This window comes from Sorangium sp. So ce1014, assembly GCF_051521505.1.
Classification (GTDB): Bacteria; Myxococcota_A; Polyangia; order Polyangiales; family Polyangiaceae; genus Sorangium.
In genome coordinates this window covers 3,714,560-3,735,877 of record NZ_CP150356.1, presented here as the reverse complement: position 1 = coordinate 3,735,877, position 21,318 = coordinate 3,714,560, and the positions used below count along the sequence as shown (strand labels likewise).

At 72.3% G+C, this 21,318-nt stretch carries 16 protein-coding genes; 2 read left to right on the top strand and 14 right to left on the bottom strand.

Going from position 1 to position 21,318, the window contains the following annotated elements:
* Positions 1 to 44 precede the first annotated feature (44 nt).
* The 3 genes from WME75_RS14270 to WME75_RS14260 form a co-directional block, all read right to left on the bottom strand.
* Positions 45 to 767, bottom strand: a complete 723-nt coding sequence (locus WME75_RS14270; RefSeq protein ID WP_437490716.1) for a type II toxin-antitoxin system RatA family toxin — start codon at positions 765 to 767, stop codon at positions 45 to 47.
* A gap of 372 nt (positions 768 to 1,139) precedes the next feature.
* On the bottom strand, positions 1,140 to 2,681 hold the full coding sequence (locus tag WME75_RS14265; protein WP_437490713.1) for an aminopeptidase: 1,542 nt from the start codon (positions 2,679 to 2,681) through the stop codon (positions 1,140 to 1,142).
* A gap of 311 nt (positions 2,682 to 2,992) precedes the next feature.
* Positions 2,993 to 4,105 (bottom strand): S-(hydroxymethyl)glutathione dehydrogenase/class III alcohol dehydrogenase, encoded by a 1,113-nt coding sequence (locus tag WME75_RS14260; protein ID WP_437490710.1) that lies wholly within the window; start codon positions 4,103 to 4,105, stop codon positions 2,993 to 2,995.
* Positions 4,106 to 4,591: 486 nt separating this feature from the next.
* Here WME75_RS14260 and WME75_RS14255 point away from each other — a divergent pair, with 486 nt between their 5' ends.
* Complete coding sequence (locus WME75_RS14255) at positions 4,592 to 5,704, top strand: hypothetical protein (protein ID WP_437490708.1); 1,113 nt, start codon at positions 4,592 to 4,594, stop codon at positions 5,702 to 5,704.
* Positions 5,705 to 5,783: 79 nt separating this feature from the next.
* Here WME75_RS14255 and WME75_RS14250 read toward each other — a convergent pair whose 3' ends face one another.
* The 3 genes from WME75_RS14250 to WME75_RS14240 all read right to left on the bottom strand — a co-directional run bounded on the left by WME75_RS14250 (position 5,784) and on the right by WME75_RS14240 (position 7,876).
* Positions 5,784 to 6,815: a serine/threonine-protein kinase gene (locus WME75_RS14250; RefSeq protein ID WP_437490705.1), complete on the bottom strand. Its 1,032-nt coding sequence runs from the start codon at positions 6,813 to 6,815 to the stop codon at positions 5,784 to 5,786.
* A 372-nt stretch (positions 6,816 to 7,187) separates the two neighbouring features.
* A complete protein-coding gene (locus WME75_RS14245; protein WP_437490703.1) occupies positions 7,188 to 7,427 on the bottom strand; it encodes a diacylglycerol kinase family protein in 240 nt (79 codons plus the stop codon).
* Positions 7,428 to 7,453: 26 nt separating this feature from the next.
* On the bottom strand, positions 7,454 to 7,876 hold the full coding sequence (locus WME75_RS14240) for a TerB family tellurite resistance protein (RefSeq protein ID WP_437490700.1): 423 nt from the start codon (positions 7,874 to 7,876) through the stop codon (positions 7,454 to 7,456).
* 289 nt (positions 7,877 to 8,165) lie between these two features.
* On the opposite strand from WME75_RS14240, the gene WME75_RS14235 reads away from it, so the two are divergent.
* A complete protein-coding gene (locus WME75_RS14235; RefSeq protein WP_437490697.1) occupies positions 8,166 to 9,209 on the top strand; it encodes a serine/threonine protein kinase in 1,044 nt (347 codons plus the stop codon).
* 51 nt (positions 9,210 to 9,260) lie between these two features.
* Here the strand turns inward: WME75_RS14235 and WME75_RS14230 are convergent, their stop codons facing one another.
* The 8 genes from WME75_RS14230 to WME75_RS14195 all read right to left on the bottom strand — a co-directional run bounded on the left by WME75_RS14230 (position 9,261) and on the right by WME75_RS14195 (position 21,315).
* The gene (locus WME75_RS14230) at positions 9,261 to 10,655 is read right to left on the bottom strand and encodes a GNAT family N-acetyltransferase (RefSeq protein ID WP_437490695.1); all 1,395 of its coding nucleotides are present in this window, start codon (positions 10,653 to 10,655) and stop codon (positions 9,261 to 9,263) included.
* Positions 10,652 to 11,788 carry a D-alanine--D-alanine ligase family protein gene (locus tag WME75_RS14225; RefSeq protein ID WP_437490692.1) on the bottom strand — a complete coding sequence of 379 codons (1,137 nt, stop codon included), beginning with the start codon at positions 11,786 to 11,788 and terminating at the stop codon, positions 10,652 to 10,654. Before WME75_RS14225 ends, WME75_RS14230 begins: the two co-directional genes overlap by 4 nt.
* A 531-nt stretch (positions 11,789 to 12,319) precedes the next feature.
* A complete protein-coding gene (gene ftsH / locus WME75_RS14220) occupies positions 12,320 to 14,038 on the bottom strand; it encodes an ATP-dependent zinc metalloprotease FtsH (protein ID WP_437490690.1) in 1,719 nt (572 codons plus the stop codon).
* Positions 14,039 to 14,407: 369 nt separating this feature from the next.
* A complete protein-coding gene (locus tag WME75_RS14215) occupies positions 14,408 to 17,323 on the bottom strand; it encodes a PAS domain S-box protein (protein WP_437490688.1) in 2,916 nt (971 codons plus the stop codon).
* 229 nt (positions 17,324 to 17,552) lie between these two features.
* Entirely contained in the window at positions 17,553 to 17,978 is a 426-nt protein-coding gene (locus WME75_RS14210; protein ID WP_437490685.1) for a DoxX family protein, read from the bottom strand.
* Positions 17,979 to 18,125: 147 nt separating this feature from the next.
* Positions 18,126 to 18,971 (bottom strand): ABC transporter ATP-binding protein, encoded by an 846-nt coding sequence (locus WME75_RS14205; protein ID WP_437490682.1) that lies wholly within the window; start codon positions 18,969 to 18,971, stop codon positions 18,126 to 18,128.
* Positions 18,968 to 19,882 (bottom strand): ABC transporter permease, encoded by a 915-nt coding sequence (locus WME75_RS14200; RefSeq protein WP_437494818.1) that lies wholly within the window; start codon positions 19,880 to 19,882, stop codon positions 18,968 to 18,970. Before WME75_RS14200 ends, WME75_RS14205 begins: the two co-directional genes overlap by 4 nt.
* A 2-nt stretch (positions 19,883 to 19,884) precedes the next feature.
* Positions 19,885 to 21,315, bottom strand: coding sequence for an ABC transporter substrate-binding protein (locus WME75_RS14195; protein ID WP_437490679.1), 1,431 nt, complete (start codon positions 21,313 to 21,315; stop codon positions 19,885 to 19,887).
* Positions 21,316 to 21,318 lie beyond the last annotated feature (3 nt).

Here is a 21,318-nt window from a genome sequence, read left to right as displayed (position 1 = left end):
CTGAGCCGCGCGCCGCCGGGCTCTCCGCCTCGCTCCGGCGCGCGTCAGCGGTTCCCGTCCGGTGCCTGCTCGACGCGCGCCCGGATGGCCGCGACGGCGCGCGCCGAGCCGTCCAGGTTCTCCGCGTTGAGGAGGCTCTTCGGCAGCGGCAGCTTCGGCCGGAGGAAGATGTCGAGGGACAGGCGTGTTGTCCGGGCGTCGATCTTCTCCAGCCGCCAGGTGGCCTGCAAATCTTTCACGTTGCCGGAGACGAAGCGGGACGAGTAGGTCTCGACCCCGTCCGCGAGGACTGGCTTCTGGATCTCGATGCGCGCCCACATCGTGATGGCGCCCTGCAGCGCCGAGACTTCCATGTAGATATCCCATCCGCCCGCGGGCGTGCGCCCGAGCAGGCGGCACTTCTTGTAGTGCGGCATGAACTCCGGATAGCGCTCGAACGAGAGCACCGTTGCGCGCACGCGCTCCACCGGCGCCTTGACGACCGCCGTCGCTCTACCGCGCGAGAACCCGGTGCTGCCGATCGGGACCGCCACGCTCGCGATCCCTGCCGTGTCGGGCGCCGGCTGCGCGCGCTCGCTCCTCCCATCGTCCCCCGCGGCGGCCAGGAGCACATCGCCGCTATCGCGCTGCCCCAGCGGCAGGCGCAAATCCAGGTTGCTCCCCCGTTCACCGGCCCCGCACGCCGCCGTCGCGAGAGTGAGTCCTCCGGCGAGCGCGGTCCGTATCAGGGCGCGCTGGACGGCCTTGGTCGAGCGAATTCTCCCCATGCCCGCCGAGCTTGCCAGCAACGTGCCCGCCGCCGCCCCCCCCGACGCTGATACCGCTCCGCACATCCACGCTCAGGCCCCGCCCCACCCCACCACCCCGAACGGATCCCTCCCCACCCACCGAGCGCCAACCGCCCACCAAAATCAGCCCCCCCTCCCCCCCGCCGCCCCCAAAAAAATCCCGAACTCCCCCTCCCCCCCATCCCTCCGCCCCCTCTTCCCACCCCCTCTCAATCCATCCCCCCCAACCGTTGCCGGGGCTCACCCGCACAGGAGACGGGCCCAGATCGGCGTTTTCGGCGCGGAGGCGTACTCCTGTACGCCGAGCACCGAAAACGTCGAGATGGGCCCGTATCCGAAGCGGGTGAGCCCCTAAGACTCACCAGAGAGGTAGGAGATTAGGGTGGGGATCGGGGTGGCGGTGGGGCGGCCGAACTGCCAGTCGGCGGACTCGACCGCGACGCCACCGATGTCGAGATGGATGAACGGGAGCGTCCCCCCCTTGAGCCCCGAGGCGATGTCGAGGAACGCGAAGGGGAACTGATGCCCGCGCGGCGTGTTCACCGAGGCGAGGCGGTTCGACGAGACAACGTCCTCGGCGCTCGACCGGGGCGCGACGAACGCGTAGTCCTCGCGCCGCGGCCGCACGCGCTCCATCGGCTCGCCCCAGCGCTCCGCGAGGACGTCGAGCCGGTCGAGCTCGGCGCGCGCCGAGGAGTTGCAGATCGCGCCGGTGTAGGGCCCGTGGGCGCGGTAGACGTGCCCCGTCAGCGTCGCGACCGAGAACAAGATCGGGTCGGGGGCGCCGCTCATGGCGAGCTCCCGCGCGAGCGCGAGGAGGTCGGCCTGGATGAGGCGCCCCTCGGCGTCGGTGTTGCCGATCCGCACGCGCACGCCGGCGCGGCTGCGGATGATCTCGTCGCTGACGTAGGACTCCTCGCCGATGCTGTTGCGCACGAGCCCGAGCAGCCCGACGATGCGCACGCCCTCCAGGCCGAGCGCCGCGGCCGCGCGCACGAGCCCGGCGACCGCGCCGGCGCCGCCCTTGTCGCGGGACATCCCGGCCATGTGCCCGTCGGTCTTCAGGTCGACGCCGCCGGTGTCGTAGGTGACGCCCTTGCCCGCGAGCAGCACGGTGCGCCGGATCTCCCCGCGAGGCCGGTAGTCGAGCCGCACGACGCACGGCCGGTGCCGCTCGACCACCCGCGACGCCCGCGAGACCGCGCTGATGAGCGGGTAGTCGTCGACGTTGCGCTCGATCTTGACGAGCACGCCCGTCCTGGCGAACGCCGCCTCGCACAGCTCGGCGACGCGGCGGGGCGCCATCCGCTCCGGCTCGGTGCCGGTGATGTCGCGGCAGAGCGCGCGGCCGACCTCGATGGCCGCGATCTCTCGGGCGCGCGCCTCGGGCAGCCCGAGCACCGCGAGCGACTCGGCCGAGCGCGGGGCCATCTCCGCCTCCCGCGCCTCCAGCGGGGTCCACTGGCTCCCGAGCGCGGCGAGGGCGCCCACCTCGACCGCCCGCGCGAACCGCGGCGCGGCCGGCGCGCGCACGACGAGCAGCGGCCGGCTCGCCCCCGCGTCCACCGCCCGCGCGAAGCCGGCCGCCGCCGCCTCGGCGACGGAGCGGACGTCGTCGACGTCCTCCGAGAGCGCCCCTGTCGGCGCGAGCACCAGGCGCCCGCCGGGCACCCCGGGCGCCGGCAGGACGATCGGCGCACACTTGCCCTCCAGCGCGCCGTCGACGCGCGCGGCCGCCTCGACCACCGCGCCGAGGGCGGGCCCGAGCCCCCCCGCGTGCTTCGCGATCGGCGACGGCGCGACGAGGACGACAGCATCGCAGCCCGCGGTCGCCGCGGTCGACTCGACGAGGGCGTTGGCGAGCAGCCCCGCCAGGGAAGTGACATGGACCATGGCGGCGGATGATGTCACAGGGGTCAGCATTTTTGCAGCACCAGTCGCCGCCGGCAGAGAACCGACATCGTCCCCTCAAGGCAGCTTGCGGACGGGACCGGCCGCCACGCGCCCGCGCCGCGACCCTGACCCGCAGGGCGCGATCGCCCGCGCGCGTCCGCCCCGGCGGTCACGCGCGCAGCCGGCGGCGCCGAGCGCCGCGCGCCACGTGCGACGGCGACGGACCGCCCTCCCTCCTCGCGCGGGACGGGAGAGCGCTCGCGATGGAAGTAAGGAGAGCGGAAGGGAGAGGAGCGACGGAGAGGCGCGCTTCAGGAGAAGAGCACCACGCTGCGGATCGACTCGCCTGAGTGCATGAGGTCGAAGGAGCGATTGATGTCGTCGAGCGGCATCGTGTGGGTGATGAGCTCGTCGATCTTGATCTTGCCCTCCATGTACCAGTCGACGATCCGGGGAACGTCGGTGCGCCCCCTGGCGCCGCCGAACGCCGAGCCCTTCCAGACGCGCCCGGTGACGAGCTGGAAGGGGCGCGTGGAGATCTCCTCGCCGGCCCCGGCGACGCCGATGATGATGCTCGTTCCCCAGCCCTTGTGGCAGCACTCGAGCGCCTGGCGCATCACCTTGACGCTGCCGATGCATTCGAAGCTGAAATCGGCGCCACCCCGGGTCAGGTCGACGAGGTAAGGCACGAGGTCCCCCGCCACCTCGTTCGGGTTGACGAAGTGGGTCATGCCGTACTTCTCGGCCAGCTCGCGGCGCTTCGGGTTGATGTCGACGCCGACGATGAGGTCGGCGCCGGCCATCCGGGCGCCCTGGATCACGTTCAGCCCGATGCCGCCGAGGCCAAAGACCACCACGTTATCGCCGGGCCGCACCTGCGCGGTGTTGATGACGGCGCCGATGCCCGTCGTCACGCCGCAGCCGATGTAACAGACCTTGTCGAACGGCGCGTCCTCGCGGATCTTGGCGACGGCGATCTCGGGCAGGACGGTGAAGCTCGAGAAGGTCGACGTGCCCATGTAATGGTGAATCCGCTCGTTGCCGATCGAGAAGCGGCTCGTTCCGTCCGGCATGAGCCCTCGGCCCTGGGTCGCGCGGATGGCCTGGCAGAGGTTTGTTTTTCCGCTGGTGCAATAAGAGCACTGGCGGCACTCGGGCGTGTAGAGGGGGATCACGTGATCGCCTTTCTTGAGGCTCTTCACGGACGGGCCGACGTCGACGACGATGCCGGCGCCCTCGTGGCCGAGGATCGCGGGGAAGAGGCCTTCCGGATCCTTGCCCGAGAGGGTGTAAGCGTCGGTGTGACAGACGCCGGTGGCCTTGATCTCGATGAGGACCTCGCCTTCGCGAGGGCCCTCCACCTGGACGTCCTCGACCGTGAGCTTCTCGCCGGCCTTGTGGGCGACGGCTGCGCGCGCTTTCATGATCGGTGGTTCTCCTCCCGCAAGCGGGGCGTTCGGGGCCTGAGCGGCGCCCGAGCCCCTCCAATAGCCGGCCGGGGAAGCAGGTTTCAAGGGGGACCCGGCCGGCGCCGCGCCGCGCCGCCGCCCGGCCTGCTCGCATCGCGGCGCCCGCCGACGCGGCCCGCTCGCCCCCTCCCGCGACGAGGGCCCCGCCCGCGCGCCCGGCGGAGCGTGCTCCCACTCCCCCCCACAGGCGACGCGCTCCGCGCGTGGGTGGGGAAGACAACCTCTGTTGCGCGGGGGCATTGCCCGCCGTGCACGCGGCGTCACGAAAGGTGGCTCTCGGCCAGCTTGGCAGTGAATCGGATGGCGCTCGTGGACCGGCGCGCGTACCATCGCTCCGTTATCCTTATGCGCACCCCCCCTTGTCCACTCGGTCACCGCGCTCTCATCGCAGCAGCCGGGCTGGTCCTCGCCGCCTGCTCTGGTGCTCAATCGCCTGACGGCGTGGCGGCGGGCAAGGACGGCGGCGGGGGGAGCGTCTCCGCCGAGGGCGGCCATGGCGGACAGGGCGGCGGCCAGGGCGGCCAGGGCGACGTCATGGAGTGTGTCGACGAGTGCCCCGCGGAGAAGGGTGGAATCAAGATCGGCTGCGAGACCCGCTTCATGTTCGGAATGAACTATGCGTGGCACAACTTCGCCGGCGACTTCGGCGGCATCGCCGCGTGGGACAAGCGCGGCGTCGCGGCCGAGGCGGAGACGCACGCGAAGAACCTCGCTGGCATCCGCGCTCACGGGGCCAGCGTCGTGCGGTGGTGGATGCTGCCGGAGCTCCGGGGCGAGAGCGTCGTGTTCGACGCGGACGACAACCCCATCGGCCTCGGCGGGACGACGCGGAGCGACGTCGAGAAGGCGCTCGAGCTCGCCGAGCAGGCGGACGTCCACCTCATGTTCTGTCTCTTCTCCTTCGACAACTTCCACGCGACCCGCGTCGACGCCGACGTGAAGACCGTCGGCCTGGCCCCCCTCGTGATGGACGCCGAGAGGCGCGCGGCGCTCCTGGAGAACGTCGTCAAGCCGCTCGCCCAGGCGGTCGAGCAGAGCCCTTACCGCCACCGGATGGTCGCCTGGGACGTGATCAACGAGCCCGAGCTGGCCATGACCGGATCGAGCCCGTACGGCGACCCCGACTACGACCCGGATCCCCAGGTGGAGCCGATCGCGCACGAGCAGATGGAGACCTTCCTCCTCGACACGATCGGGGTGCTGCGCGCGGAGAGCAAAGCGCTCATCACGATCGGCTCGGCCTCGATGAAGTGGGCGCGCGCCTGGACGACCACCGACCTCGATTTTTACACATTTCACATGAACGACCGGGTCAACCGCTACTGGCCTTACAACCAGTCACCCGCGGACTACGGCATCACCGACAAGCCGGTTGTCATGGCCGATTTCCCCATCGCCGGCCTGGCCACCGCCACCTTGTCAGTACTCCTCGAGAGCTGGTACAGCCAGGGATACGCCGGCGCGATCGGCTGGGCCTACGGCGACGCGACCACGACCGAGCTCGAGACGATAAAGGCCTTCGCCGATTCGAAGGGCTGCGACGTGCAGTACTGAGCCGGATAAAAAAAAACAAGGCGCCGAGGAGCTCTTCTCCTCGGCGCCCTTGGAGCACCGTCGGCGCCGCAGCGCTGGACTACGAGGAAGGCAGCCAGTAGTCGACGAGCGACGCCCCCGTCACATCGTGGGCGACCCCGCTCGCGATCGCCCACTGCGCCAGCGCGCGCCCCAGCGCCGCCATCGTGGGAAAGCGCCCGTCGGGCGCCTTGGCCAGCCCCCGCTCGATGATTTCCCAGAGCCGCGGGTGCGGCTCGAGCACCTCCGGGCGCTGCGGATCGAGGCGCAGCACGTCGTGCACGATGGAGAGGCTCGCCGGCCCGCCGAACGGGCGCCGGCCGCTCACGAGCTCGTAGAGCACAACGCACACGCTCCACACGTCAGAGCGCGCGTCCGACTCCCGCCCGCCGCGAACCTGCTCGGGCGCCATGTAGGCAGGGCTCCCGACCAGCGCCTCCCTCGGCCCGTCGTCGAGCGCGCGGGTCGCCGTGAAGGCGATGCCGAAGTCGATCAGCTTGGGGACGATCCGGCGGCCGTCGCGCACGAGCACGATGTTCGCCGGCTTCACGTCCCGGTGCACGACCCCGGCGTCGTGCGCGGCGCTGAGCGCCCCGATCACCGGCAGGAGCAGCTGGACCCCGGAGATGGGCGCCATCGCGCCCGACTCGGCCAGCACCTGGGCCAGCGACCGGCCCTGGAGGAGCTCCATCACCACGAACGGCTCCCCCTCCGCCGTGAAGCTGAGATCGAACACCCGCACCGCAGCGCGGTGGGACACCCGCGCCGTCGCCTGGGCCTCCTTGAGCAGCCGCGAGGCAGCCTCCGGCACCGCGCAGTCACGACGGATGAGCTTCAGCGCGACATCGAGGTTCAGGGCGAGATTCCGAGCCTTCCACACGGCGCCCATGCTGCCCTCCCCGAGCATCTCCGTGAGGCGATAGCGCCCCGCCAGGACGTCGCCTGGGGCGTAGCGCCGCAGCGCGGCCGGCGCATCGGCCGCCGGAACCGACAGGGCGGCAGCGGGCGACATGCCGGCAAGCCCGGCCCGCAGCGTGACGGGCGAGACGCTCGCCGGGGCGGCCGAGGCGTCGCTCGCCGGGTCCAGCGGCACGGCATCCCCGCCAGGGCGCCATGCCGAGCCGGACGGCCGCGGCAGCCTGCCCGGCGTCCAGAGGTCGACAGGCTCGAACGGCGGGCGGTGCGCCGAAGGCCAGCGCGGAGATCGCGGCGAGCGGTACGCGCGCGGAGAAGAAGCTCTGCCCCCGCTCGGGGGACGGGATCGATTCGACGCGGGTTCCATCGATGCGCCATGTGGCGTCGTGGAGCTGTCAGTTCGTCGGGTGTCCATGATCTTGCCTTGCCCACGGGGACTGCAAGGAACAGGCCGACAGAAAACGCCGAAACTGCGCCTCATTCGCGCCCGCTCGGCGCCGCGGTGCGGGGCCGAGGCCTCACATCCAGCGCCCTTCGCCGTCAGTTCGCCTCAGACCCGCGGCGCGTCGCCGGCTTCAGCGGCCCGGGACAGCGCGCGACCGATCCGCCGGCGCAACGGTTGTAGCGCAACGCATTCCCTGCGCACGGCGCCTGGGGCGGCGAGCACATCGGCGTCGGGTGTCAGCCCCCTGCCCCTCCACGGGATCGCGAGCGTGCGGGCCAGGTCGTTGCCTGTCCCGAGCGGCACGAGGCCGAGCTGCGCGCGATCCTCGCACCCATCGCCGCCCATCGCGCCTCCCGCGCGCCTCGTACGGCTCAGCGGGGCGCGCCTGATACGACGCGCCCCTTGAACGCGATCGGCACCTCGAGCGCCGTGGCTGCTTCGACGAGCAGCGCGTGCTCGCTCTCGTGGATCACGCCGTCGGCGGCGATCAGCCGGACCGCCAGCTCGATCGCGGCCTCGCGCATCCGCACGTCGGGCAGGCGCGCGCGGAGGGCCAAGAAGCGATCGGGCCTGCCCTCCTCGCGCACCGAGCGCTCGATGATCGCGATGAGCGACTCGACGACATCCGCCCCGAGGCGGCCCGCGCTCATCGCCGCCGCGTGCGCCGTGAGCTCGGCGCGCTCAGCCTCGTTGATGGATCCGTCAGCGTACGCGGCGAGGAACATGATCTCGACCATCGCCTCGAGCTTGCTGATCTCGAGGTGAGGAAAGGAAAGCTGCGTCTCTTCCATCATGAGGTCCTCAGGCTAGCGTATCACGACCCCGCCGGACACGGCGCCCGCGCGCCCGCTCGCTCGACGCCGCCGAGGCGCTCGGATTTGCCCCGGAGTGAATCGCATGAAGGCGGGAAGGCAGGAAGATCATTGATCTTTTCTTCCCGCCTTCCCGCCTTCATGTTCGAATCCGGCCACCACCACCGCCGGTTGGTGCTCAACTCCTCCTCCAGATCAGCCCCTCCACCTCCACCTCGATCTCGGTCTTCCCCCCCCAACCTCGGTCTTCCCCCACCTCAACTCCCCGACCATGAGCTCCACCACCCCGACCGACCTCTTCCTCTCGCTGACCCCGCACAAGGTGATCGAGGCCGTCGAGGCCGCAGGCGTCCTCTGCAACCGCGTCTGCTATCCGCTGAACTCGTTCGAGAACCGCGTCTACGAGGTCGAGCTCGAGGACCGCACCCGCATCATCGCGAAGTTCTACCGACCAGGGCGCTGGACGCGTGAGCAGATCCTGGAAGAGCACCGGTTCCTCGCGGAGCTCGCGGACGCCGAGATCCCCGTGTGCCCGACGCGCCTCTTCCCCGACGGCGAGACGCTCCACCAGATCGACCACATCGAGTACTGCCTCTTCGAGCGCATGGGCGGCCGCGCCCCCGACGAGCTCGGAGACGAGCTGTTCGTGCGCCTCGGCAGGCTCGCCGCCCGCATCCACAACGTGGGCGCGCAGAGGACCGCCGAGCACCGCGTCCGGCTCTCCGCCGACACATACGCGCGCGAGGACCTCGGCTGGCTCGCCGAGCGCAAGGTCCTCCCCGCCACCGTCGCGCCCCGGTACCTCGCGGCCGCGCGCGCCGTCGCCGACGCGGCCGAGGAGCGCCTGCGCGGCGTCGACGTGCACCGCATCCACGGCGATCTGCACCCGGGCAACCTGCTCCTCCGCGACGGCGCGCTCCGCGTGCTCGACTTCGACGACATGGTCGTCGGCCCCGCCGTGCAGGACCTCTGGCTCGTCCTCCCCGGCCGCGACGCGACCGCTCGCCAGCAGCGCGAGCTCTTCATCGAGGGCTACGAGGAGCTCCGCCGCTTCGACCGCTCCACCCTCGGGCTGATCGAGCCGCTCCGGGGCCTCCGCATGATCCACTACGCCGCCTGGATCGCGCGGCGGTGGCACGACCCCATTTTCCCGAGGACTTTCCCGCACTTCGGCTCGGAAGCGTACTGGCGCGACGAGGCGAGCTCGCTCGAAGAAGTGCTCCAGTTGACCCGCTCCGAAGACGGCGGAGGCGCCGGTGGAGGCGCAGACGAGCCGCCGCCGAGCGGGGGCAAGTACTTCTGGGACCTGAACTGACCGGCGCGCCGCGCGGCGCGGACCGGCGCGCCTCCGAGCGCCCGCGCGCGCTCAGAGGCGCTGCAGCACCAGGATCAGCCGCCACGCCGCGGCGCGCTCGAACGGCACATCGACGTTGAAGTCGCCGAGCGTCGCGACCAGGGAGAGCTCCGGCACCCGCTCCGCGACGCGCCGCCAGCCCGCGAGGTCCGGGATGTGCCAGGTCGCCACCTGCCGGAACGACGAGAGCTCCCGCGGCGCACCGCCGTTGCGCCGGGCCGAGCACACGACCTCGAGGCTCACGGGCACCACGCGATCGGGCGTCGCCTTCTCGATGTGGATGCGGAACCGCGCGTCGATCGACTGTTCGCCGCGCAGCTCGGTCCACTCGGTCCGGTTCACGCCGGACGGCGTGAGATCGACCGGGTGCGTCGCCTCGATGACGTGGACGCCGCCCGGCAAGAGGAGCGAGGCCGCGAGGCGGAGGTGGCGCTCGAGCGCCGCCGGCGTGGCCAGCTGGTGGATCGCCGACAGCGGCACGAACGAGAGATCGACCGGCGCGACGTCGGGGCGCTCGTCGAGCTCCGCACGGCAGAAGCGGATGCCCGCCCCGGCGCCGCGGGCGCACGCGGCGCGCTCGGCATAGGCGATCATCGCCGCGGAGCCGTCCGCGCCGGCGCAGCCGAGGCCGAGCTCCGCGAACGCCTCCAGGTGCCGCGCAGGCCCGCAGGCCCACGAGAGCACGCGCTGCACCGGGCGGGCACCGAAGCGGCGCGCGCACGCGAGCAGGAAGTCGCGCTCCGCGGCGTAGTCGCGGTAGCTGAAGGCCGCATCGTAGAGCGCAGGCTCGCCCGGCGCGGGCGCCTCGCCCGGCGCGAGCGCCTCGCCGGGCGCGGGCGCCTCGCCGCGCGCGCCGGGCGAGGCGGCGCGCGCCCCCTCGATGGCCGGGGGCGCAGCCGTGGCGCGCACCGGGGCGACCCGCTTCGTGTAGACGATGAGATCGTCGCCCGGCGCGTAGAAGTCGGCGATGACCGCCGCCCGCGTGAACTGCACCGCGTCGTAGAAGCGCACCGCCGCGCCGTGCCCCTCCCGGCTGCCCGTCTCGACCCGCACGAGGCCGCCGCCCTCGCGCGCGATCTCGCCCTCCAGGGTCGAGACGAGCCCGCGCGCCACGCCCGACCGCGCGAAATCCGGCGAGGTCGCGATCCAGTACAGGTCGTACGTGGACTGCGTCATCGGCGTGCGGCCATAGCAGAGATACCCCGCCAGCCGCGGCGCCCCGCCGTCGCGCGGCGCGCCGTGGAAGCTCAGCACGAACCGGTAACCGTCCGACGAGGGCTGGGCCAGCGCCACGTCGACGAGCTCCAGCGCCACCGCGCGCTCGTCGTCGGTGAACGCAGGGAGCGACTCGAGCAGCTCCGCGATGAGCGGCCGGTCCTCGGGGCGGAGCCCGCGCTGCGTGCTCACGGCGCCTCGGGCGCGGCGGCGAAGGCGGCGCGGGCAGCGGGGAGCACGGCGGCGCGGCCGCGCGCCGGAGGGCGGCCCCGCGCGCGCAGCAGATCGCCCTGGCGCGCGCCGCGGGCGAGCGCGGCGCGGAGGATCGCCCAGATGACGTCGGCGTACGAGAGCCCGGCGCGCGCCGCCGCCCGCGCGAAGCCGGCGTCCGGCGAGAGGTCGCAGTTCGGGTTGACGTCGATGACGTAAGGCGTGCCGCGCTCGTCGAGCCGCACGTCGACGCGGCCGTAGTCGCGCAGCCCGAGCACCTCGAACGCGCGGCGACCGATGGCGACGACCCGGCGCAGGTCGAGCGGCCGCAGCACCGCCGCCGTGGAGGGTGTGCCGAGCGACGCGGCCGTCTCCGGGCGCCACTTCGACTCGTACGTGACGACATGCGGGTGCCCCTCGGGCAACCCCTGAAAGAGGATCTCGCCGGGCGGCAGCACGCGCGGCGCGGGCCATCCGAGCAGCGAGACCGAGAGCTCCCGCCCGTGCACGTAGCGCTGCACCACGACCGGCTGGCGGCACTGCGCGACGACCGCGGCGACCTTGTCGCGGAGCGCGGCGCGATCGTGGACGACCGAGCCCCGATCGATCCCGGTCGAGCCGTCCTCGCGCTCCGGCTTGACGATGACCGGAAACGCGACGTCCGGGATGCGATCCGGACCGTCGACCCGCACCGTCTCGGGCACGCGCACGCCGGCGCGCGCGAGGATCCAGTTCGCCTCGGCCTTGTGAAGGCAGCTCCGGAGCGCGACGTGGTCGCTGCCCGTGAAGCGGAGGTCGAGCCCCGCGAGCAGCCACGCGCACATGACCTCGCGGCGGCTGTCGCCGTCGAGCGCCTCGCACAGGTTGAAGATCACGTCGGGGCGATGATCGCCGATGGCCGCGAGCACCTCGCTCGGCCGGAGCACCGGCCGGTGCGCCACGCGCACGCCGGGGGCCGCGGCGAGGGCCGCGAGGACGCTCTCGGCGACGGCCGCGCTGCCGTCCACCCGGCCGAGCCGGAGCCGACCGCTCCCCACCCGCTGCGCGAGTGGCGGCTCGTCGACGGCTTCCTCCGGGTCTCTGTTGGACAGGAGCAGTATCCGGGGCTCAGGCACCGCGCGCCTCCGCGCCACAGCGCCGCACGCCCGCGCGGGGCGGAAGAGCGCGCGACGGCGGCGCCGAGCTCGGGGAGCGACCCGAGGCAGGACTGTCCGAGCCGGAATGTGGAGAGAGCGCCCCGTCGAAGGACATACGAACGCGACGGAATCCATGCATGCAAGTGGCGCCACTTCACCAGCTTGCCCGGCAATCGCAAGGGGAGATTTGCGCTCTCTGGACGGAATGAACGATGCAGCGCGCCATGGTTCAGAGGCGCCGCGACGCATTCAATCCGGCGCGATAGGCCCCCTGGCGAGCTCTTCTACGCGCGGGAGGCCCGAGACAACGGGCGTCTGGTGAGCCCGCCGCCAATCCAGGAGCCTCCGTGACGGATCCAGGAGCGCCGGTGACGAGAGGAGAGGGCTGGAGTGGAGGGAAGAGGGGAGCCCGGCAGAGCGCGAATGAGCGACCGCGGAGGTGAATCGCTGGAGCCGCCGGGGACGCCAGAAAGGGGCTTCCCTTCCCGGCGCCCTCGAGCCTGCGCGGCCTCAGGCGGCCTGGTGGGCAGCGCGCGGCCGACGATCGGCCGGGAAACAGGCATGGATCTCGTCCATCCCGAGCGTCTCCTTCTCGAGGAGCGCCTTGACGAGCGTGTCGATCTCGCCCTGCCGGGACTTCACGATCTCGACGGCGCGCGCGAGCTGGGCGTCCGTGAGCGCACGCGCCGTCTCGTCGACGCGGTCGAGCAGGGCCGGGCTCCGCGCGGGGTGCCCGTCACCGACACAGATGGGGCCGAGGTGGCTCATGCCGAGCTCCGCGACCATCTTCCAGGCGATCGTCGCGGCGCGCTGGATGTCGTCCGAGGCGCCGGCCGTCATCGTCCCGAGGATGACCATCTCGGCGGCGCGGCCGCCCATCAGCATGCAGATCTGATCCTCGAGGTACTCTTTCCGGTACATCAGCCGATCCTTCTCGGGCAGCGCCTGGGTCACGCCGAGCGCGCGGCCCCGCGGAAGGATCGACACCTTGTGCACCGGATCGCAGCTCGGCGCGAGCAGCCCGACCGCGACGTGCCCGGCCTCGTGCACGGCGGTCGCGTAGCGCTCGTCCTCGTCGACCAGCACCCCCTTGCGCTCGAGCCCCATGAGCACGCGGTCGCGCGCGCGGTCGATGTGCGTCGGGTCCACCGCGTCGGCGCCCTCGCGGGCCGCGAGGATGGCCGCCTCGTTCAGGAGGTTGGCCAGGTCGGCGCCCGAGAAGCCCGGCGTGCTGCGGGCGATGGTGCCGAGATCGACCTCCCCCTCGAGCGGGATCGGACCGGCGTGGACGTTGAGGATCTCCTCGCGGCCGCGCACGTCGGGCAGCGGCACGGTGACCTTGCGATCGAAGCGACCCGGCCGGAGCAGCGCGGGATCGAGCATGTCGACGCGGTTTGTCGACGCGATCACCACGATGCCGGTCGCGTGGTCGAACCCGTCCATCTCGACGAGCAGCTGGTTCAGCGTCTGGTCGTGCTCCGCGGAGGCGGAGTCGCCGTGTCCCTTGGCGCGCGCCCGCCCCACGGCGTCGATCTCGTCGATGAAGACGATGCACGGGGCGGCCTTGCGCGCCTCGGCGAAGAGCGCGCGGACGCGGGAGGCGCCGACGCCGACGAACATCTCCTGGAAGCTCGAGCCGGACGCCGAGAGGAACCGCACGTCCGCCTCGCACGCGACGGCGCGCGCCAGCAGCGTCTTGCCGGTCCCTGGCTCGCCCGTGAGCAGCACGCCGCGCGGCGGCCGGCCGCCGAGGCGCGCGAAGCGGTCGGGGCTCTTCAGGAACTCGACCGTCTCGGCGAGCTCCTGCTTGACCTCGTGCATCCCGGCGACGTCGGCGAACCGCACGGGCGACCGCGCGACCCCGGCCTTCGCGTCGGAGAAGACCTTCGGGCTGCGGCGCCGGCTCACCGTGAAGAGCGCGAACCCGACCGCGGCGAGGACGACCACCGGCAGCACGGCGGACGCGGCGCGCGACGGCTCCTCCCGGGAGACGAAGTCGACCGAGGCGCCGGCGCCCACGAACCGCGAGACGAGCTCCTGCCGGAGCGTCGGCTCGTCGACGACGGCGGTCACCATCACGCCGCCCGCCTGGCGCACGAAGAAGCGATCGCCGCTCACCTCGACCGCGGCCGCCTGCCCCGCCTGCGCGATCTGGAGCAGCTCGGTGTACGTGGCCGCGCGCTCCGTGGGCGCCGCGCGGAGCGCGAGCCCGAGAGTCACCGCGAGCACCACCCCCAAGATCCCGAGTACCCAAAGCCGACGACCCGCGGGCCCCAGCCGCCTACCCACGTGCAAGAACCAGGAATTCACTGCTGCGCCACCTCACTACCCCAGCATTGGGCCGGAGCGGATCTCAGGTGTAGCAAGGATAAGAACCTCAGGAAGTTCCTTCTGCGATCATTCTGAGCGGCCTGAGCACAGAATACTGCGAAAGGGTGGTGGTGCCGAAAAACGGAACGCGGAGAAGGGACATCGAGGTAACGAAACTCCCTTCACACCCCTGATGGGCAATTGCCGAGCTCGCTGACCCCGAATTGACGAGCTCGCCGGGGGCGCGCTCTCCGGGACGAGGGGGAGCCGGCAGGGCAGGAAGACGCGCTACGCGCCGGCGGCGCGCTGGGCGTCCGGGGCGAGGGGCAGCGAGAAGCGGAATGTCGTCGTGCCGCCGGGGCTGCTCTCGACGGAGATGCTGCCTCCGTGGGCCTCCACGAGGCCCTTCGTGATGTAGAGGCCGAGACCGACGCCGCGGACGCAGCGCGGATCGCCCTCGGCCGCCCGCCAGAAGCGCTTGAACAGGTGCGGCAGAGACGCTTCCTCGATGCCGCGTCCCCAGTTGGTCACGCAGACCTGCGCGCTGGCCTGGTGGACGCTGACGGAGACCACGATGTCGCGCTCCGGCAGGCCGTACTTGGCCGCGTTGGAGAGCAGGTTGGTGACGATCTGCTCGAGCCGCCCGGGGTCCGCCAGGACGGCGGGCACGTCGCCCTGCACCTCCAGATGCACGGCGTGGCCCGCGGTCGCCGCGGTCGACCTGTCGATGATCTCCCGGAGCTGCGCGCTGAGATCGACCGGAACCCGCTCCAGATCGAGCTGCCGCGCCTCGATGCGCGAGGCGTCGAGGAGGTCGTCGATCATGCGGCGCAGCCGCTCGACGGACGAGGCGATCCTCCCGAGCTGCTTCTGGCCGTCCGCGACGAGCTGCTCGCCGGACCGGACGCCCAAGAGCTGGCTCGCGGTCGCGATGACCTGGATGGGCTGGCGGAGGTCGTGAGCGATGACGCCTACCCACTCCTGGCGCTGCCGTTCCAGCTCCTTGAGCGCCGAGATGTCCTGAAAGACGGCGACGGCGCCCTGGAGCTCGCCGTCTTCCGAGCGCACCGGCGCGGCGTTGACCAGCACCGGGACGACGGCGCCGTCGGCGAGGCGGCGCATCTGCGCCTCGGCGCTCGTCACGACCTCGCCGCGGCTGAGGGCCCGGATCAGCGGGCGCTCGAGCCAGTCCATGGGCTCCCCCGAGGGGTACCGGAGCTCGAAGCTCATCGCATTGCCCCAGGGATCGACCTCGCCCGCGCCACAGGCCGCGTACTCGAGCGCCAGCCTGTTGCACGTGATGACCCGCCCCTCGGCGTCGACGAGGATCGCCGCCTCGGGCATCTGCTCGACGACCGCCTCGAGCCGCTTTCGCTCGTTCGCCTCGACCCGGTAGAGCCGCGCGGTCTCGATCGCGCCGCAGGTCCGGTCGGCGAGCAGCTCCGCGACGCGCTCGTCATCCTCGGTGAACGGCGGACGGCCGGGGCGCTTGCCCAGATAGAGGTTGCCCACGCTCCGGCCGTGAAAGCGGAGCGGCACGCCGAGAAACGCCTCGATCGGGTGGTGGTGCGGCGGTAGCCCGATGAACTCGGGGTGCGCGCGGACATCGGCGAGCCGGATCGACCGGCCGCCGCGGGCCACCGCGCCGAGGACGCCGATGGGGCGCGGGAGGGCGCCGATCCGCGCGATCTGCTCCGCGGTGACGCCGCTCGGGACCCAGGCATCGAACGGCCGCAGGCAGTCCTCTCCGATGCCGAGCGCCGCGTAGTCGGCGCCCGAGATCTCCTTCGCGTGCCGCGTGATGACCTCCAGCACGGAGCGCACCCCCGAATCGGAGCGCGGCAGCCTCGCCAGCGCCTCCGAGACCTCCGCGCTCGCGGCGCCGACGGCCTCGATCTGCGCGCGGATGCGCCGCTCCGCCTCGTGGGCGCTCGCGACCTCGGCCTCCATCGCCTTGCGGCGCGCGATGTCCCGGCAGATCGCGGAGAAGCCGGTGATACGCCCCGCGTCGCCCGCGATCGGCGACACCGTGATCTCGACGTCGAGGGTCCTCCCGTCCCTGGTCAGGCCTGCGGTCTCGAAGTGATCGAGGTGCTCGCCGCGGCGCAGGCGCGCCAGGTTCTCCTTGGCTTCCTCGACGCGCTCGGGCGGGTACAGGGCGAGCACCGCGCGCCCGATCGCCTCCCCGGCGCTGTAGCCGTACAGGCGCTCCGCGGCCGGGTTCCAGCTCTGGATGGTCCCGTCGAGGTCGGTGCCGATCACGGCGTCGTCCGAGGAGTGCGTGAGGGTCGCGAGGAAGGCGCGCGCCCCCTCGGCCCGGCGCCGCGCCTCGTCGAGCAGGTCCAGGCGCGCCGCGCTGACCCAGAGCAGGGCCCCGAGCAGGAGCGTCGTGATGGCCGAGGAGAGCGAGAACGACGCCGCGAGGGGGTAGGCCCCGAGATCGGCGCCGATCAGGAAGAGCCGGCCGATCACGAGCGGAACCAGGACGACGAAGGGCAGGAAGCGCCGCAACAGGACGCCTCCGGGCCCGCTGGCCGTCAGCGCGGCGAACGCCCCGCAATCCGGCCGCGCCATGAAGAGCCCGGCGCAGAGCGCGAGGAAGGCGACCGCGGCGTGGAGCGCCATGCCCGTGAACGGGAACAGCGGCGGCAGCCCGTAAGCGTAGCCGACGCCGAACACGTAACCGGTCAACGCGGTCAGCGCGAGCGCCGCGGCTGAGAGCGCGCCGCCGTCCGAGAGCCAGCAGGCCCGCCGCGTCTTCACGGGCAGCGAGAGGAGCGCCGAGCCGATCAGGACGCAGCAGAGCGCGGTGTTCGGCGGGGGCCTGCCGGGGAACTTGCTCGCGAGCTCCACGCGCGCCGGGAACAGCAGGCGGTCGAGGCCGAGATCCCGCCCGACGACGTACTGCGCGAGGACCGCGACGCCGTACGCGATGACGAGAGCGGCGCACCCCTGTCCGAGCCGGCGGAGCGGCGCCGGACGCTCCCGCGCGCCCAGCGCCCAGAGCGACCCCCCCGAGAGGACGAGGGCGATCGCGGTGTTGGGCACCAAGATCGGCAGGCCTTCCACGATGGAAATAAGGGGGGTCGCCTGGAGCCACCAGCCGAGCAGGGCCGCGCACCCGAGGGCGAACGAGCAGGCTGCCGCGATGGCAACACCGCGCGGCGCGCCGTTCGATAGCGCCGTCGCCCCGCCGTCTCTCATGGTGCCTCCCGGCCACACCATAGTACCGGGGGCATCGGCGCGGCGCGGTTCCCCAGGCGCAAAATGGGTCGGGCGCTCGCTGTCCGCTCAGGATGGAACCGCGCGCTCCAGGGTGTGCCGGCCTCCTGCGCCGGGCCGGACGGAGCAGGCGGCGAGGCTCAGATCTGCCGCCCGAGCTCGGGCGGCGACGCCCTCGATCGATCGACCGCGCGAGGGCGCGCGGAGGAGCTCAGCGCTTGGTCCCGAAGATCGCGGCGTCGGCGGAGAGCCTCCCCGGCCCGACGAGGAGGAGCACGAGGGAGATGGAGAAGTAGACCGCCGCCACCTCGTAGGAGGAGCTGCCCATCGCGAAGAACGGATCACCGCGCATCAGGTGCGTCGCGACCGCGACCGCCATCGTGGCGGCGATGCCCAGCGACGCGAGCGGCGTCAGGAGGCCGAGGATCCAGGCGAGGCCGCCGCCGACCTCGGCGATCGCGGCCAGCGCCTGCAGGAACCCCGGAACGGGCGCGGTGGGCCCCATCCAGCTGAACGGGGCCTGGATCTTCCCCCAGCCGTGAAAGATGAACGCGATGCCGGTGACAACGCGAAGCACGAGCAGCGCGACCGAGGCCGAGAACGGCACGTCGGTCACCCGCAGGAATCTCTTGAGCATCGGGGAACACTCCTCTCGGCTCGTTAGTAAGGAAAAACGCAGGGAACATCAAGCGCGCTCACCGGAACTCGACGCGCCGCGATCCGGGGCGTCACGCCCGGATCCCCGCTGGCCGGGCCGGGCGAGCCGGCGCGCCCGGTCCGCGCTTCAAGCGCCGGTGTGCTGTTCGCGCCCCCGCGCGGGGGCCGCGGCGCTCGAGCGCCCGTCGCCGAGGGCGTCGAGGCACCGCCGCTTGATCGCGGCGAACTCGCTCGATCCCACGATCGCGGCGCTCCTCGGCCGCTCGAACGGCACCGCGATCTGCGCGCCGACGCGGCACGGCCGGCGGGTCATGAGGGCGATGCGGTCGGACAGGAAGATCGCCTCGTCGATGTCGTGCGTGACGAACAGCACCGTCGTGCGCACGTGACGGATGACGTCGAGGAGCAGCGCCTGCATCGAGAGCCGGGTCTGGGCGTCGAGCGCGCTGAACGGCTCGTCCATCAGCACGACGCGCGGCTCCGCGATCAGGACGCGCGCGATCTCGACCCGCTGCTGCATGCCGCCGGAGAGCTGCGCCGGATAGGCGTCCTCGAACCCCGACAGCCCGACGAGCTCGAGCAGCCGCCGGGACGCGTCCCGGCGCTCGCGCTCCGGGACGCCGCGCATCTTGAGGCCGAAGCCGACGTTGTTCAGCACCGTCTTCCAGGGGAGCAGCGAGCACTGCTGAAAGACCATGCCGCGCTCCGGCCCGGGCGCCTCGACCCGCTCGCCGCCGACCGCGATGCTGCCGCGCTCCGGCGCCACATACCCGGCGACGGCGTTCAGGATCGTCGACTTGCCGCACCCGGAGGGGCCGAGCAGGCTCACGAGCTCGCCACACTCGACGGTCAGATCGAGATCCCGCACCGCCTCGACGCGGCGGGAGCCCGTCCCCAGCGCCACGGACAGGCCGCGGATCTCGACGGCACCCGCCGGGCTCTCCCGGCGCGGCGCGCGCGCGGCGGACGTCATCGGCCCTTCTCCTCCGGCCGGTGCCAGGGGGTGAGCCACGCGCCGATCCGCTGGACGAGCGCGCTGCTGAGCATGCCCATCAGGCCGATGAGCAGCATGCCGAGGACGATGTCCGGATAGCGCTGCAAGTTGTACGACTCCCAGGTGAAGTAGCCGATGCCGTACTGGCCCCCGATCATCTCGGCGGTCACGAGGCAGAACCAGGACGTGCCCATGCCGATGCTCATGCCCGTGAGGATGCTGGGCAGCGCGCCCGGCAAGATCACCTCGAGGAAGAGGCGGAAGGGGCGCGCACCGAGGCTGCGGGAGCTCGCGATGAGCCGCGGATCGAGGGCGCCCACGCCGTGGAGGGTCGCGAGCAGGATCGGGAACAGCGCCCCCAGGGTCGTGATGAAGATCATGCTCAGCTCGGCCGACGGGAACATCAGGATCGCGAGCGGGAGCCAGGCGACGCCGGGGATGGGGCGCAGGACCTCGAGCGGCGGGAGGAGCGTGTCCTCGGCGAGCCGCGACCTGCCGATGAGGAGCCCGAGCGCGACGCCCGTGACGCCCGCGACGGCGAAGCCCGCGAGGACGCGGAGCACGCTGCTCCAGAGGTGCCGCCAGAGCTTCGGCGAGCCGAAGAGCTCCCGGGCCGCGACGAGGACCTCCGTCGGCGCGGGCACGTTGACGAACGTGATGAGGCCGAGGTCCACGCGCGACGTCGACGCCCACTGCCAGAGGCCGATGCACGCGACCACGGACAGGGCGCGCAGACAGGCGCGGCCGAGGTCGCGCCGCGGGCGCCGCTCGCGGAGCGCGCCGCCCGGCGCCGGGGACGCGCGCCGCAGGACCGCGCTCTCCAGCGCGGGCGCGAAGGCGGCGCGGCCGCCGAGCTCGGGCCCGGCCGGCGCGCTGCGCTCGGAGAGCATCGTCATGGCGCCGCCGCCGTGAGCTTCGTGACGTCGCCCCGCAGGGTCGCGAAGTCGACGACCGCCGCCGCGTTCTCCGCGGCCCATCGCTCGGCGTCCTCCTTCGCCAGGAACGCCGAGAGGCCCCCGCCGGGGTCCCTCGCGTACCACGCGCGATCGGCCAGCAGCTTCACCCCGCTGAGGCGATCGTGCACGAAGACGACGCGGATCTCCTTGCCCTCGGCCGTGAGCTGCTTCAGCGCGGCGAGCGCGGAGCCCGGGCTCCCGTACGCGCGCACCTTCGGCTCGCCCCCGACCCAGATCTGCGCGGCCAGCGCCGGCTCGGCGATCGGCCCGCCGGACAGGGCGTCGCTCCCGGACAGCGGGAGCTTGGCGTGGCTCGCGAGCCGCGCCTCGTAGTCGAGCCCGAGCTCCTGGGCCGCGCGCCGGATGTACCGGTCGTCCACGAACGCGCCCACGTCGAGGGTCGTGTCCGTGCGCTTGAGCAGCGTGAGCGTGTCCACGGCCACCTGGAGCGCGCGGCGGACCTCGGGCTTGATCGTGAAGTCCCGCGTCTGGATGCCGAGCGGCCCGTGGAACATGTAGGCGACCTCGGCGTCCACGCCGGTCACCTTCTCGATGAGCTCGCTGTATTTCTCGGGCTCCTCCGCGAACAGGCGGTCCGCCTCCAGCGCCGCCTTGAGGAAGGCCACGACGATCTCCGGGTGCTCCTCCGCGTACGCCGCGCGCACAAGGACGCCGTGCGCCGTCGGCACCTTGACGCTGGAGCCGTCGTAGATCTTCCGGGCGAAGCCGCGGAAGGGGAACAGCTCCGCGAACGGGACGAAATCGGCGTGCGCGTCGATCTTCTTCGCCTTCAGCGAGGAGCCGCCGACCTCCGGGGACTGCGACACGAGCGTCACGTCCTTCTCCGGATCCCAGCCGAGATCGCGGATCGCCCGGAGCAGCATGCCGTGGGCGGACGAGCCGAACGGGACGGAGATCTGCTTTCCCTTGAGGTCCTTCAGGCCCTGGGCCGGGGCGTCGCTCGGCACGACGATGCCGTTGCCGCTCCCCAGCGCGCTGCCGGAGAGCGTGGCGATGTAGAGGCTGCGGCTCCCCTGCTTCTTGTGGGCGACGCCGTTCAGCACGCCGGGGAAGTCGGCCATCCCGCCGATGTCGAGCTTCCCGGCCACCATCTCGGTCGTGAGCGGCGGCCCCGAGGTGAAGTCCTTCCACTCGATCTCGTAGGAGACGTCCCTGTACTTGCCGTCCTTCGGCAGGTGCTTCTCGAGCAGCTTGAGCTCCCGGATCAGGAGCCCGCCGGTGGCGCAGTTGATGGTCGTGTCCTGCGTCCCGATCGCGATGCGGATCGTCCGCTTCGCGTCCGGGGTGCACGACAGGCCGACGAGGATCGCCGCGAGGAGCAAGAGCACGCGCGCTGCCTGGATCATCGA

Coding starts and splice junctions, on each gene's coding strand:
- WME75_RS14265 (WP_437490713.1), bottom strand. CDS start 2,681: ATGGTCCATGTCACTTCCCTGGCGGGGCTGCTCGCCAACGCCCTCGTC.
- WME75_RS14195 (WP_437490679.1), bottom strand. CDS start 21,315: ATGATCCAGGCAGCGCGCGTGCTCTTGCTCCTCGCGGCGATCCTCGTC.
- WME75_RS14235 (WP_437490697.1), top strand. CDS start 8,166: ATGAGCTCCACCACCCCGACCGACCTCTTCCTCTCGCTGACCCCGCAC.
- WME75_RS14270 (WP_437490716.1), bottom strand. CDS start 767: ATGGGGAGAATTCGCTCGACCAAGGCCGTCCAGCGCGCCCTGATACGG.
- WME75_RS14245 (WP_437490703.1), bottom strand. CDS start 7,427: ATGGGCGGCGATGGGTGCGAGGATCGCGCGCAGCTCGGCCTCGTGCCG.
- WME75_RS14210 (WP_437490685.1), bottom strand. CDS start 17,978: ATGCTCAAGAGATTCCTGCGGGTGACCGACGTGCCGTTCTCGGCCTCG.
- WME75_RS14260 (WP_437490710.1), bottom strand. CDS start 4,105: ATGAAAGCGCGCGCAGCCGTCGCCCACAAGGCCGGCGAGAAGCTCACG.
- WME75_RS14200 (WP_437494818.1), bottom strand. CDS start 19,882: ATGCTCTCCGAGCGCAGCGCGCCGGCCGGGCCCGAGCTCGGCGGCCGC.
- WME75_RS14215 (WP_437490688.1), bottom strand. CDS start 17,323: ATGAGAGACGGCGGGGCGACGGCGCTATCGAACGGCGCGCCGCGCGGT.
- WME75_RS14205 (WP_437490682.1), bottom strand. CDS start 18,971: ATGACGTCCGCCGCGCGCGCGCCGCGCCGGGAGAGCCCGGCGGGTGCC.
- WME75_RS14240 (WP_437490700.1), bottom strand. CDS start 7,876: ATGATGGAAGAGACGCAGCTTTCCTTTCCTCACCTCGAGATCAGCAAG.